Origin of the sequence: Paenisporosarcina antarctica (genome assembly GCF_004367585.1) — a bacterium.
GTDB lineage: Bacteria > Bacillota > Bacilli > Bacillales_A > Planococcaceae > Paenisporosarcina > Paenisporosarcina antarctica.
Genome location: NZ_CP038015.1, coordinates 913,789 through 928,277, shown reverse-complemented (window position 1 = coordinate 928,277; position 14,489 = coordinate 913,789). Strand labels below are relative to the sequence as shown.

Annotated in this window: 12 protein-coding genes; 7 read left to right on the top strand and 5 right to left on the bottom strand. The window is 36.9% G+C overall.

The window, feature by feature from the left end; all coding sequences use genetic code 11:
* Nucleotides 1–33: 33 nt before the first annotated feature.
* Nucleotides 34–2,010, bottom strand: a complete 1,977-nt coding sequence (locus E2636_RS04640; protein WP_208324159.1) for a S9 family peptidase — start codon at nt 2,008–2,010, stop codon at nt 34–36.
* Nucleotides 2,011–2,163: 153 nt separating this feature from the next.
* Between E2636_RS04640 and E2636_RS04635 the strand changes: the two genes are divergently transcribed.
* Nucleotides 2,164–3,708 (top strand): FAD-dependent oxidoreductase, encoded by a 1,545-nt coding sequence (locus E2636_RS04635; RefSeq protein ID WP_134209178.1) that lies wholly within the window; start codon nt 2,164–2,166, stop codon nt 3,706–3,708.
* A 142-nt stretch (nt 3,709–3,850) separates the two neighbouring features.
* Here E2636_RS04635 and E2636_RS04630 read toward each other — a convergent pair whose 3' ends face one another.
* The gene (locus E2636_RS04630) at nt 3,851–4,066 is read right to left on the bottom strand and encodes a hypothetical protein (RefSeq protein WP_134209177.1); all 216 of its coding nucleotides are present in this window, start codon (nt 4,064–4,066) and stop codon (nt 3,851–3,853) included.
* 238 nt (nt 4,067–4,304) lie between these two features.
* Between E2636_RS04630 and E2636_RS04625 the strand changes: the two genes are divergently transcribed.
* Nucleotides 4,305–5,594 (top strand): helix-turn-helix domain-containing protein, encoded by a 1,290-nt coding sequence (locus tag E2636_RS04625; protein ID WP_134209176.1) that lies wholly within the window; start codon nt 4,305–4,307, stop codon nt 5,592–5,594.
* A gap of 103 nt (nt 5,595–5,697) precedes the next feature.
* On the opposite strand, the gene E2636_RS04620 is transcribed toward E2636_RS04625, so the two are convergent.
* Nucleotides 5,698–5,994 (bottom strand): DUF3006 domain-containing protein, encoded by a 297-nt coding sequence (locus E2636_RS04620; RefSeq protein ID WP_134209175.1) that lies wholly within the window; start codon nt 5,992–5,994, stop codon nt 5,698–5,700.
* 272 nt (nt 5,995–6,266) lie between these two features.
* Here E2636_RS04620 and E2636_RS04615 point away from each other — a divergent pair, with 272 nt between their 5' ends.
* Together E2636_RS04615 and E2636_RS18895 are read left to right on the top strand one after the other, a co-directional pair.
* Nucleotides 6,267–7,556 (top strand): helix-turn-helix domain-containing protein, encoded by a 1,290-nt coding sequence (locus tag E2636_RS04615; RefSeq protein ID WP_134209174.1) that lies wholly within the window; start codon nt 6,267–6,269, stop codon nt 7,554–7,556.
* Nucleotides 7,556–7,693: a hypothetical protein gene (locus E2636_RS18895; protein WP_166669479.1), complete on the top strand. Its 138-nt coding sequence runs from the start codon at nt 7,556–7,558 to the stop codon at nt 7,691–7,693. The genes E2636_RS04615 and E2636_RS18895 overlap by 1 nt, the downstream gene beginning before the upstream one ends.
* Nucleotides 7,694–7,949: 256 nt before the next feature.
* Here the strand turns inward: E2636_RS18895 and E2636_RS04610 are convergent, their stop codons facing one another.
* The gene (locus E2636_RS04610; RefSeq protein WP_134209173.1) at nt 7,950–9,086 is read right to left on the bottom strand and encodes an IscS subfamily cysteine desulfurase; all 1,137 of its coding nucleotides are present in this window, start codon (nt 9,084–9,086) and stop codon (nt 7,950–7,952) included.
* Between the two features lie 114 nt (nt 9,087–9,200).
* On the opposite strand from E2636_RS04610, the gene nadB reads away from it, so the two are divergent.
* The 3 genes from nadB to nadA are packed head-to-tail and all read left to right on the top strand — an operon-like array spanning nt 9,201 to nt 12,687.
* Complete coding sequence (nadB, locus tag E2636_RS04605; RefSeq protein WP_134209172.1) at nt 9,201–10,745, top strand: L-aspartate oxidase; 1,545 nt, start codon at nt 9,201–9,203, stop codon at nt 10,743–10,745.
* On the top strand, nt 10,742–11,596 hold the full coding sequence (gene nadC, locus E2636_RS04600; RefSeq protein WP_134209171.1) for a carboxylating nicotinate-nucleotide diphosphorylase: 855 nt from the start codon (nt 10,742–10,744) through the stop codon (nt 11,594–11,596). The genes nadB and nadC overlap by 4 nt, the downstream gene beginning before the upstream one ends.
* On the top strand, nt 11,593–12,687 hold the full coding sequence (gene nadA, locus E2636_RS04595; protein WP_134209170.1) for a quinolinate synthase NadA: 1,095 nt from the start codon (nt 11,593–11,595) through the stop codon (nt 12,685–12,687). The genes nadC and nadA overlap by 4 nt, the downstream gene beginning before the upstream one ends.
* 204 nt (nt 12,688–12,891) lie before the next feature.
* Here nadA and E2636_RS04590 read toward each other — a convergent pair whose 3' ends face one another.
* On the bottom strand, nt 12,892–14,445 hold the full coding sequence (locus E2636_RS04590; protein ID WP_134209169.1) for a fatty acid--CoA ligase family protein: 1,554 nt from the start codon (nt 14,443–14,445) through the stop codon (nt 12,892–12,894).
* Nucleotides 14,446–14,489 lie beyond the last annotated feature (44 nt).

Genomic DNA, 14,489 nt, shown 5'->3' with positions numbered 1-14,489 from the left:
CATGTCCTACTCCATCGTTTAACTAACATCACTTCATAAATATTTGTCAAACCAATCCGTAATTTGTTTAAGCCTTGCATAACGTAAATTAGGATAGCCAGTGCGTGACAAGTTGTGGTCAGAGTCTGGGAAACGTACAAAGCCAGTTTCTTTCTTCATTTGTTTCAACGTGATATAAAGTTGCTCTGCTTGTTCGATTGGACAACGGAAATCTTTTTCACTGTGCATAATTAATAAAGGCGTTTCAATATTTTTGGCATATTTCAGTGGAGAATGGTCCCACAACTTTTCCACGTCTGTCATATCTGCCCCAATTTGCCAATCGCTGAAATAATAACCAATATCAGAAACACCAAAGAAACTGACCCAGTTCGAAATGGAACGCAGTGTAACAGCTGCTTTAAATCGATTTGTATGACCGACTATCCAGTTCGTCATAAAGCCACCGTAACTTCCACCCGTTACACCAAGACGACTTTCGTCTATCCAGGTATTTTCGGATAAAACGAAGTCCAAGCCTGCCATAATATCTTCATAGTCGCCACCCCCATAATCGTCTCGAACAGCATCTACAAATTGTTGGCTATAACCGTGACTTCCACGTGGATTTACATACAAGACTCCATACCCTTGTGCTGTTAAAAGCTGAAGCTCATGGAAAAATGTATTGGCATACATTGCGTGTGGACCACCATGAATCTCGACAATTAACGGATACTTTTGTCCTTCTACATAACCTGTTGGTTTCATTAACCAACCATGAACGTCCCACTCTTTTGCCCCTTTGTAAACAATAGCTTGCGCTGGAATAAGTTCTACTTCGTTTTCAAATGACGCATTGAATGAAGTTAAAGCTTGTCGTTCACCCGTAGCGATTGTATGTAGATAGAGTTCGCCGACTTTCGTTGGATTTGAAATAGTAACGAGCGCAAACTCACCAGATTTCGCTACATCATAACCATATATATGTTCATCGTCACCCGTAGCTGGATACATTTCTCCTTCTAAAGAAGCAGCATATAAACGTACGTCACCCATTGTTGAAACTTGGAAATACAGATGATTATCCTTCGTCCATACAACGCTTGGTGCATTTGATCCTTGTTGATGATCTGCAACGACATAATCTCCCACTGGAGCATCAATGCCTTCGGTCAAAACCTCCCGTGAACCTGACTCTATATCGTAGACATAAAGTTCCGTATGTGTCGCATTCTTGTAAGTTCCTTCACTCCCTACAAACGCTAACTTCGCATCATCAAATGAAAACGCTGCTCCACCAAAATTTCCATCTTCTTCAATAATCGTCGTTTCTTGTTTCGATTCTACATCTACCAAATACAACGGTTGACGGAATTCAAAATCTTGATTTTCAGAACGGTTAACACTGAATACGATTTTCGTTCCATCTTGAGAAATAGCGTGCAAGGCATACGAATAATTACCTTCTGTAAATTGTGTCACTTCACCCGTTTGAGTATTAATGACGCCAATATGCTTATAGGTATCTTGAGGAAGTAAACCCGTACCATCCATTTTGTACTTCATTTTATCCACTATATAAGGTTCAGGCTTTTTATTTTCTTCTTTTTCCGGATCGTCAGTAAAAAGCTTTCCTTCTTTTAAAGAAGCCACAAACCAAATTTTCTTTCCACATGGTGACCACAAAAAACTAGCTACACCTTTCTCTAATGATGTAACTTTGCGTGCTTCTCCGCCGTTAGTAGGTACTACATATAATTGATTTATATCTTCACGCGTGGAAAGATAAGCAAGCTCTGTTCCATCTTGAGAGTATAATGGGCTTGAAACTTTTTCTTTTCCATGTGTCCATTGCGTTACTTTTTTGGAAGCTAAATCTACATGCCATAAATTTGCTTGATATGTATTTTCTTTTTCATCAATTTTTGTTTGAACAAAAACCGCTTCTTGTTGGTTTGGCGCCAAAGTGGGCTGTGTTACCGACACCAATCTACTTAAATCTTCTATCGTCAATTTACGCTTTATCACGCTATTTCCTCCTCATTTGTCGTTGTCACATACTATCTATTTCGACAACCGTAAGAGTTTCCCTTTAATTATCAACAAATTTTTCCTATAGTAGTTGATTGTTTTCCTTCGAAATAGGTAATGACTAGTAAATAATGAGTGGGAGGGTTTACTATGTGTGCACTCGAGTTGCCAAAATTCACAAAATCATATTGGAGAAAAAAACTATCAAACAAAACATTTCCAGCATTAGATTCGGATATCACAACGGATGTTTGTATTGTCGGAGCTGGAATTGCAGGCATTACTGCAGCGTATTTACTTGCTAAAGAAGGTGTCAATGTAACGGTTATTGAAGGTAGTAAAATCGTCAGTGGGACAACAGGGTTTACGACGGCTAAAATAACTGCACAGCACGGAGTTATTTATGATGAATTAACGAAAATATTTGGTAAGACGCAAGCACGTCAGTATTTTGATGCCAATCAACATGCACTCGAACAAATAAAAGATTGGATAGACACTCTTTCTATTAATTGTGATTTTGAGGAAAGACATGCTGTTCTCTACGCACAAACTCCTGAAGGTGTTGAACAATTGAAGAAAGAGAAATCAGCTTATGACCAACTTGGGATTCCTGGTGACCTATCCACCTCCATAAATGAACTTCCATTTCCAGTTAGTGAAACATTAACATTACCTAATCAAGCACAATTTCACCCCGTCAAATATATGTATGGATTAGTTAAAGAAGCACAAAATCTAGGGGTGAATTTCCACGAAAATACGCGCGCAGCAACACTAATTCATGGGGAAAATATTCTCATTGAAACGATGGAAGGGAATAAAATTAAGACAAAACAAGTTCTAGTAACAAGTCACTTTCCGTTTAACGATAAAGAAGGACTCTATTTTTCGCGCTTGTCACCTCAACGTTCCTACGTAGTTTGTGTAAAAGTCCCTAGTGTGGACCTAGATGGCATGTATATTAATGTCGAAAAACCAACGCGCTCCATTCGAACAGCGAAAGGAGAAAAAGGGGAAAGTTATGTAATTGTCGGAGGTGAAGGACATAAGACAGGACAGCATGAAGACTCTAGTCATCAGGACTCTACTAATGACCGTTATGAAATACTAACTCAATTCGCCAAACAACATTTCGCGGTTGAGTCTATCGATAGTCATTGGTCTGCTCAAGATTATGAGACCCTCGATCGTCTACCCTATATTGGGGAAATGACGAGTGGCTTTTCTGATGTGTTTGTAGCCACGGGATTCGATAAATGGGGGATGACGAATGGAACAATTGCGGGTCTTTTACTTGCAGATCTTGCACAAAATAAATTCAATTCATATACGGGCTTATACTCACCAACTCGAACAAAAACTAAAAAAGAAGACATTAAACATTTTGTGAAAATAAACACCAATGTCGCAAAAGAATTAGTGACTGGTAAATTAAATCGTCCTTCAGACTCTGTGGATGATATAAAAAATGATGAAGGACGCATTGTGATGGTGGATAACCACAAAACAGGCGCCTATAAGGATAAAAATGGTCAACTTCACTTAGTCAAACCAACATGTACTCATTTAGGTTGTGATGTACATTGGAATGATGGGGAACGTTCGTGGGATTGTCCATGCCACGGTTCACGTTTCTCATATAAAGGGGAAGTTTTAGAAGGGCCTGCGGTGAATCCTTTGGAAAAAATGTGATTGTAAAAAAAGCCAAATCCTTTTGAATCAAAAGGATTTGGCTTTTTATCTTTCTCACTTTTTTAATGAATTATGTAACCGGATTGTGAATTAACTATTTCCCGCTACTATGTATAATGAAACATTATTTGTAATCTCACGTTTAAAATCGAAATGCATCTGTGTTCATATGTTTCAACACAACATCTACACCTTCACCCATAATTGGAAGTAAGGTACCTATCGCATAAATCATAAGCAACGAAAAAAAAGTGATTGCAATAAAATGAATTGGTTTAGTCAGAGTGCCTTTCTTGGGTATAAGCAACAAACTAAAAGCTATCTCAACGAGAACGAACCCTAACGCTGCATACTTCATGTCATCTCTCCCCTTCATAATCCACAATATTTCCGCAAATCTTTTCTCTAGTACTAGTCTACTTGAAAAAAACGTCGAAAAATGTCGAATAAGTTGGGAAAGTATTCACATTTAAAGCATAAAAACAGTAAATTCAAGAAATATATTTCCTATACAACCTTTTATTTAAAGTTCATTCACCGTATAGTAGAATTAAAGTTAGACTTGTAAAATGCGTGCAACTAAGGAGCAAACACTTATGAATAACTTTGGACACGTTATCAAACTTGAGAGAGTTAGAAAGAATATGAAACAAATAACATTAGCTCAAGGGATTTGTACGCCTTCTTATCTCAGTAAAATTGAAAATAATTCAATTGTACCAAGCCAAGAAGTAATCGAATTACTATTAAAACGACTTGAATTATCAATCAGCCAAAATAAAAATTTAAACGATGAAAGTTATCTTAAACAAATTCGGGAAATCTATTTTAATGCTGTCATGAATAAAGACCGTGAACTTGCAGCTATACAACTAAAGGAAATTAATACTGAACGTTATCTGTTCAGTGATTCAACAAACTATTATACCTATCAACTTATGGTCCTAAGATTAACCCTAATCGTGCAAGATATCCGCCATGACACAAGTGAGTTAATTATGGCATTATCTGAGCTTTCTGGGAACTTTAATGAATACCAGATGTTTTTGTTTAACTCATGTGTGGGAAGCTATTATTCATTTAAATTAGACTTTAATTCGACACTCCAAGCATATGAAAAAGCAATTACTTACTCCCAAAAGGTTAATATGGAAAAATGGGAAGAAGCTGATTTTCACTATCAACTAGGTCATTGTTACATAACGCAACAACGCTGGGTAATTTCTATTGAATACATTCAAAAATCTTTAGAGTTTTTTAAGAATGGGTTCTTCAATACACGAGTTGTTGAATGTCACTTAATGCTGGCTGTTGCTCAAGACAATTCTTATCAATATGAAAAAGCTTATCAAAATCTGTTACTCGCTCAAAAAATTGCCTCACAACTTAATTTAAAGGAACATTTCCCAATAATTACACAAAACTTAGGCAATACTGCTTCTGTTAGAGGTCATTCAGATAAAGCCATTCAATATTTTTTAGAGAGTCTTGAATCTAGAAAAGATAATGATGAAAAATTGCCTACTATTTATTCATTAGTAAAAGAATACTCAAAATTAAAGAATTCCCAGCAAATAATAAAGTGGGCTAAATTTGGCCTTTCATTAATTAATGAAAATCAGAACCCTGGTTTTGAAACATTCTCACACCATTTTAACGTTTATTTGGCTAGAGAAACAGACCAACTACTCTTTGAGAAAACAACCATAAATGCATATAATTTCTTTAGAGAGATTAAAGACTATCGTCATACTGAAAAGTACTCATTATTATTAGGCAATTTCTATTATAAAAATAGTAAATACAAAAATGCAGCGAAATACTTTGCATTATCTAATGAAAATATGTTCAAAAAAAACAAGATTTCTTGTTGGGAAGATTTATAAAATGCAAAAAACCTGTAGCTATTTCCCGAGGTCGTAGGAATAGTTACAGGTTTTTATATATATATGTCATAGACATTGGCAAGAATGTCTTTGAACGCAATGTTTAACTTGCCGTCGTATAAACTAAACAACCATGCTCGTAGTCGATATAGTAACTACTAATTTTCTGAGATGGACAAATTGATTCTACATTCTTCTGTTGATTAGCAGTTCGTTTGTTCACTTTAGAAATATTAAATCCTTCTTCTTTTATATCCACTAATAATACGTCGCCAACTTTCATATCATGATGTAAGTCATCTGTTGGAACTACTAATACATTTGATTCACTAGGGAATTCTAAAAGAACAGCTAAATCTTCTTCAAATCGATCCAATTTGTACATTCTTCCTCTAAACATAGTGAACAGCTCCCTTTTTAATGATGGTTTTGTTTGCTGAAAGTTATTAGTTGCTAAATATTTGTAATAAATTTAAAATTCGAAGAATAGAAATATTAATTGTTTAATTAGTTACAATATAATCATAATTCGTTAAGATGGAATAAGGAAGATAATTAGGTTGGGAAACTTATTTCCAAAACACGCGTTTTTTTAATGATATTCACATTATGTTTCCCAACTTCAAGTAGTAGATATTGCTCAATTACTCTAGTAGTATAAAAGGTGGATATATGAATAATATAGGATTGCTCATAAAAATGTCCCGCATACAACAGAATATGAAACAAGTTAGCCTTGCTAAAGGAATCTGTTCAACGTCCTACCTAAGTAAGATTGAAAATAACCAGACCTTCCCTAGTGAAGATGTACTGCAACTTTTGTTGGATAGACTCAACCTGGATTATGAGGACATTTCTACTGAACAGGAAATTGAATTCCTATCCGAACTTTATTTGCTTTACAAAGAAGCAATTATTGATAGAAATAAAAATGACATTAAGGAAAAGCTACTATCCTACAAGGAGAGAAATTTTCTCTTTAAAGATGAGAGTAATTTCTATACGTATAATCTCTATTTATTTAGATTATATTTAATAACTGATACTGATATTGATACTGTAAAAAATCTTATGAATGCATTGGAGCAAATGCAAGAAAAGTTTGACCCTCGTCAACAATTTTTACTTAACACCAATTCTGGATTACTACTTTATGTTGATCAACAATATAAAATCTCACTTAAACATCTCGAAACTTCTTTAGAGCTTATTAGTACATTCCATCTGGATGAATGGGAAATTACTGATTTCTATAATGCCTTGAGCATTTCTTATCTTTCCAACAATCATTTGTTAAATACTATTGAATACTCAACTAAAGCTCTTAATTTTTATAAAGATAATTTAATTTTTAAAAGAGCGATTGATTGTTATATAGTCATTGGGATTGCCCAGACTATTACTTCTAAATATAAAAGTGCAGAAGAAAATTATCTACTTGCAAAAAAACTTGCAAAAGACTTAAAGTTGCAAGAATATGAAGGTATTCTAGCTCAGAATTTAGGGTTTCTATACGCTCAACAGAATAACCATTCCAAAGCCATCGATTATTATATTGAAAGTTTAAATAGCAACAAAAACACAGATGGTTACTTACTGACTATATTTTCAATTATTAAGGAATACTCTAAACAAAAAAATATAAATAAAATTCTTGAATGGTGTGGAAAAGGTTTAAGTTTATTAGATTCAGACCTTACAGATAAAAACTTTTCTTATTTTCATCACTTTAAAATTTATAGTGTTTTTCACAATAATAATCTTAAGGATGAAGACCTATTTAAGGCTTCTATAGATTTTTTTGAACATACTAAAGATTACAGACATGCAAATAAATACGCTATAAAACTAGCTGATTTATATAGTCACCACAGAAAATATAAGAATTCATCATTAATGTACCAAAAAGCACTTGAATATCAATTTTCACAAAAGTCTATTACATTTCTGGAGGAATTATAATGAAGAAAAAATTAGTAGTTACATTATTCGCTGCATTTCTTATTTTAGGTTTTGTAAACCAACAATCTACACAAGCGGAGCAGGAACGACCAAGAATCACCAGCACACCAGGTACATTTGTAACTCTTAGCTACTAACAAAAAAGCAGAAATGACTTGATTCACTTCAAGTCATTTCTGCTTTTTATTTTAATTTGTTTTGAAATTCCCTCTGAAAGTGAATTTTCAATTCGGTTAAGTTGTTTTTTCTTTTTGCCATTGATATGTAGATAAAGAGTATGAGGATAATGTTAAGTAAAGGTTGTTAGAATTTCATTTTATTTACTCACTGTAAGTTCAGTTTTAATTGATGCTTAGAAAAGCTGTTATAAACATAACACGAGAGCCACTCTGCTTATTGAGTGGCTCTCGTGTTGTTTTCAATCAAAGATTGATTTACGACTTCAATAAATGCTTTTACTTCTCGAAGTGTCGTATGTGGATTAAAAGAAATGCGTACAAATTTTCTTGCTACGTCACTTTCAAAACCGATTGCACTCATAGCAGACATCGCTTCTCCAAATCCTATTTTACATGCCGTTCCTGTCGAGATTGCAATTTGCTGACGATTACATTCAAGCATCATCCATTGCCCTTCAACATGCGGCAGGATCAACCCTTGAATAAAAGGAGATTTTGTTTCTACGTTTCCCACAAGTTGGACACCTTCGGGTAGATTGTACGACATAAATTCCTGTAAATTTGTTGCCTGTTGATAAGCATCCTGTTGCTCAGCTAACGCATATTTAGCGGCGATTGTCGCTGCTACAATGGCCGGAACATCAACTGTACCTCCACGAAATCCATTCTGATGTGTTGTGCCTTCATAAACCGATTCCCAGTGTACTGCAGGGTCTATATACACGATTCCTACTCCTTTTGGTCCACCGATCTTATGTGACGAGCAAACTGCAGATGTGACGCCAAGAGTAGTCAAGTCTAACGGAATCTTTCCGAAGCCTTGAACGATGTCACAATGAATAGGAACGCCGAATTGCTTCGCATAAGTTGCACATGCTTTAACAGGTTGAATTGCACCCATTTCAGAATTTACAAGTTGCATGACAACTAATGCCGTTTTTTGATTGACAGCTCGTTCAAATTCTTTCAAATCTAGGACTCCAAATAAGTCTACCGGAATGTAATGAATGCGGTACCCTTCCTTTTCTAACTCGTGCATAGTTGTTAGTACAGAAGCATGTTCTAGTTTCGTTGTAATGATATCTCTAAATTCTGATGGCCTTCCTCTTAAAAGAGAACGAATCGTGAATTGATTTCCTTCAGAAGCATTTGCAGTAAAGTAAACACCTTCAGCACGCCCATTAAAAAAGCGGCCCCACATTTGTTTACACGATGTTATATATTCAGCAGCCGTGGAACCTGCATCATGCAAACTTTGTGTATTCCCAAAAGCTGTCTTTGCAGCTTCTATATAGGCGTCTATTGCCTCTTTTCTCATTGGTGATGTGGCAGCTGTATCTAAATAAATCATCATCTATTCACCAAATTCCTTTCAAAATAAGATTTTCTACTTGTAATCACTTTATCTTTATGTCATTAATAGTGTCAAGACATCTGTAAACTTATCGTAAAGTTGGTGTAAACAATGTTTGATATTTGCATAATCGGCGGTGGTGTCGCAGGGTTGATGCTCGCTCACTCTCTCCCCTCTTCCATGTCCATTGCCATCCTCACAAAAGAAGATTCTTTCACTAGTAATACATCTCTTGCACAAGGCGGGATTGCAGCTTCTCTTTCTCCCTATGATTCACCTTCGACACATGCCCTAGATACGATGCTCGCCACTGCAGATCATGCAAACACGGAACGAGTGGATCTTCTTGTGCATGAAGGAAAAGCTCTCGTGGAGAAATTAATGTCGCAAGGCCTTCCTTTTGACGCGACTTCTAATGGTATACCTGATCTTGGTCAGGAAGCTGCACACACTAAACGAAGAATATTACATGCGGGTGGCGATCAAACTGGGAAGATGTTAATGCACTACTTGCTTAAACAAACGCAAGAAAAAGTAACACGACTCCCTTTTCATGCCGTTTTAGAATTAAAAATAGATGAAGGTCGTTGCACTGGTGTTTTAGTAAGTGATGAACATGGTCACAGACACATCATTTACGCTACACATGTAGTTCTCGCAACAGGTGGGATTGGTCAACTTTATAGTCAAACTTCCAATTCATCTGTTGCAACTGGAGATGGTTTATCTCTTGCCTATAATGCTGGCGCTATATTAGAAGATTTAGAGTTTGTTCAATTTCACCCAACCATCTTCACATTGAACGGAAAATCATGCGGTCTTATTTCTGAGGCAGTCAGAGGAGAAGGCGCTTTTCTCGTCAATCAAGACGGAGTGCGAGTAATGAATGATGTTCATCCATTACTCGAGCTAGCCCCACGCGATATTGTCGCCCGCGTCATTGAGTGGCGCTGGCAAAAAAATGACCCTGTTTATCTGGATGCACGTCACATTCATGGCTTTGAAAAGAAATTCCCATCGATTTACGCAAACTGCGTTAGACATGGTGTAAATCCACTTCATGAGTTATTGCCAGTGCGTCCTGGTGCGCATTTCCATATGGGTGGTGTACAAACAAATGATGTCGGAGAAACTTCGATTCCTCAGTTGTATGCCCTTGGTGAAGTTGCATCAACCGGTGTGCACGGTGCCAATCGTTTAGCGAGCAACTCTTTATTGGAAGGTCTAGTTTTTGCAGAGAGATTAGCCACAAGATTGGTAGAAAACCTAATTCGTCCTGGACAAAAGCGGACGCTGCAGATACAGATGCACATGCACATGCCACATGGTGAACTTACCAACATGCAACTTCGAATGACCGAACAAGTTGGGATCATTCGGCAAGAAAATGAGTTACATGAGTTTATTAGCGATTTTCCTGTCAAACGGCTAAAGCTTTATAATTATAGCAATCAACAAATACAATATTTCCATCGATATACAACAAGCAGTTTAATTGCAAAATCAGCTTATCTTCGTACGGAAAGCCGCGGAGGTCATTATCGACATGATTATCCGACGTCCTCTACTGACTGGACAGGAAAAGTAATTGAACAATCCATCTATGGGGTGTCGATTGGTACGCGTAAAATTGAACGTAAGGAGACTGTAAAATGAACCGTTTGAAAGTAGAAGAAGCGCTAAAACATTTTTTAATTGAAGACATAGGAGACCGTGACGTTTCATCTGTCCTTTTTCAAGAGACAGACATAGGTGAAGCTATTATCCGTTTTAAAGAGAACGGTGTAGTTGCTGGCATACAATGTTTTAAATGGGGTTACGGCTTATTAGACGATGCGGTTAACGTAGAACTATTGAAAAAAGATGGTGACCACGTAGTATCTGGCGAAGCCATTGTTCGATTAAAGGGTCCTATCGCTTCGTTACTTTCAGGCGAGCGTGTGTTATTGAATTTAGTTCAGCGATTGAGTGCTATTGCGACGCTAACAGCTAAATGTGTGGAGACTTTAGGATCTTCTCATACACGAATTGTGGATACACGCAAAACAACACCTGGACTTCGAATGTTTGAAAAATATGCCGTGCGAATAGGCGGCGGATTCAACCATCGCATTGGCTTATACGACGCGGTGATGCTAAAAGATAACCATATTGCTGCAGCAGGATCTATTACACAAGCAGTAAAAAAAGTTCGTGCCACACTTGGTCATATGGTGATGATTGAAGTAGAAGTAGAAACGGAAGCACAATTACACGAAGCAATAAAAGCACAGCCACATGTCATTATGTTTGATAACCAAACACCTGAAACGATGACAACTTGGGTAAAACTTGTCCCCTCTTCCATTCGTACAGAAGCTTCAGGAGGAATTAATTTAGATAAATTGATGGCATATAGACATACCGGTGTAGATGTCATTTCCATTGGTGCGTTAACACATAGTGTCTCAAACTTAGATATCAGTTTGAATTTAACCATTTCAAGTAAGGAGGCCATATTAGCATGACCACGTTATTAGAAGAACTACAACTAGCAGATGCAATGCCTAAGCACTATTTAACTTCTTCCACAGAAGAACTTCATGAACGAGCGCAACGAGCAAAAGTTCTTCTCGGTGATCGATTGTATATTCTTGGCCACCATTATCAAAAAGATGAAGTCATTGTATATGCGGACGCATCAGGGGACTCATTACAACTATCTCAAATTGCCTCAACACAAACGGCAGACTATATCATTTTTTGCGGGGTTCATTTTATGGCAGAAACTGCTGATATTTTAACTACCCGAAATCAAGCAGTCATTCTCCCAGATGTTCGTGCTGGTTGTTCGATGGCCGATATGGCAAATATTGATCAAACAGAGCGAGCCTGGACAGAATTACAGAAGTACTTTGGTGATACGATTGTACCATTAACATATGTCAATTCGACCGCTGCAATAAAAGCGTTTGTCGGTCGCAATGGTGGAGCAACGGTGACATCTTCAAACGCTCAAGAAATGGTCGAATGGGCTCTAACTCAAAAAACGCGCATGCTTTTTCTACCCGATCAACACTTAGGTCGCAACACAGCCGTGAAACTTGGAATTCCTTTAAACAGAATGGCTATATGGGACCCAATTAAACAAAATCTAGAACTTCAATGTGCTATTGAAGATGTTGTGGTAATTTTATGGAAAGGGCACTGTTCTGTGCATATGAATTTCTTGCCTAAACACATAGCAAATTTGCGTGAAAAAGAGCCAGACCGTAACATATTGGTACATCCTGAGTGCACATATGAAGTAGTTAGCGCTTCTGATTTTGCAGGATCGACGAAATATATTATCGATATGATTGAAGCGTCAGAAGTTGGTTCAAAGTGGGCTATTGGAACAGAAATGAATTTAGTAAACCGATTAATTACAACCTATCCTGACCGTGATATCGTGTCCCTAAACCCCTTTATGTGTCCATGTTTAACGATGAACCGCATCGACTTGCCCCATTTAACATGGGCATTGGAAGAACTTGTTGAAGGTCGAGTAATCAATCAAATTGTCGTAGATGAAAAAACTTCATTAGAAGCAAAAATGGCATTGGAAAAAATGATGTAAATCGATGAAATGAAGCATTCCGCTATTGCGGAATGGCTTCATTTCATTTGAATTTTATTCATAGATTTATTGTTTATGTAGACTTATTATCGGACATCTTTCTATTAACGAAATAAACACAGGTCTTTCCCCTCAAATTTTACGACAACTTCATCTGTCTACAATATAAAAGCCAGACACATAACTTTGTGTCTGGCTTTTATATTATTTATTTAGTGCTTGTTCTTTTAATGACCGTCTCAAAATTTTGCCAGTCGTGTTTTTTGGTATTTCAGTTAAAAATTCAAAGTTGCTTGGTATTTTATATTTTGCTAAATGTTCGGCACAGAAACTATTTAACGCTTGAGCGTCTAAGTTTTGATCTTTCACTACTACATATGCATGTATAGCCTCCCCAAAGTTAGCATCCGGCAAGCCTATAACTGCTGCCTCTACTATACCTGGATGTGCGAACAATACTTCTTCCACTTCACGCGGGTACACATTGTAGCCTCCAACAATAACTAAATCCTTCTTGCGATCAACAATATAGAAATATCCTTCGTCGTCTATTTTAGCTAAATCCCCTGTATACAACCATCCGTCCCGAATTGTTGCTGCAGTTTCTTCTGGCATTTTGTAGTAACCTTTCATGACGTTTGGTCCTCGTACGATTAATTCCCCTACTTCGCCAACTTCCACATCATCGCCTAATTCATTTACAACACGATTTTCGACATTAAGTATAGACGTACCAATTGAACCTGGTTTGCGATCACGATTTAGTGGGTTAAAGCATGTAACTGGTGATGCTTCAGACAAACCATATCCTTCCGAAATGCGTACATTAAACTTATCTTCAAAATTATGAAGTAGTGCAACTGGTAGTGAAGATCCACCTGAAATTGCTAAACGAATCGTTGAGAAATCTTCAATATTTGCTTGTGGGAATTGATATAGGAAATTATACATCGTCGGTACTCCTGCAAATATAGTGGCTTGCTGATCTTTCACTGTATTAAAAACATCTTGCGGACTAAAACGTGGAACAAGCAAAATCGTCGCTCCTTTTAAAAGTGGAGCATTTACGACAACTGTTAATGCAAATACATGGAACACAGGCAATGTTGCCAAAATTTTATCCGAAGCAGTAAAGCCTAAGTAATCCGCTGTATCACGCGCATTAGAGAATAAGTTCTCATGCGTTAACATCGCTCCTTTTGGACGTCCTGTTGTTCCGGATGTATACAAAATGACTGCTGTATCATCTGGCTCGATTTTCACTGGTAATACTTCAGGTGAAGACGACGTAATTAATTGTGTAAACGATTTCACTTTTTCACGAACACTGTCAGGTAGAGCTGCTATCTTCTCTCCTGCCTCTGGTGAAGTTTCACATATCACGTATGTAAGAACAGATGGGAATGCCCCAGCAGCCTTTTCTACTAGTGGTAATAACATATCAAGCGCAATTACTACTTTTGTGTCACTGTTTTGAATAATAAAAGAAATCTCATCTGCTGTATAGATTGGATTAATAGGAATCGCCGTTGCACCTAAACGCATCGTTGCGTAAAGGGAAATCAAGTAGTGTGGTGTATTGCCAAGTAAAAAAGCAATATGATCTCCTTTTTCCACACCTAAATCACGTAATGCAGAAGCAAAACGTGCAATCGATTGATCAAATTCTGCATAAGAAGTATCGTTTCCCATAAAATGATACGCAGTTTTAGTTGGCTGTTGTAAAGCAGTTTCACGAACACGAGTAACTAAGTTCATATGTATATCTCCTTATTATTGAATGAATACTCATTCATTATTTA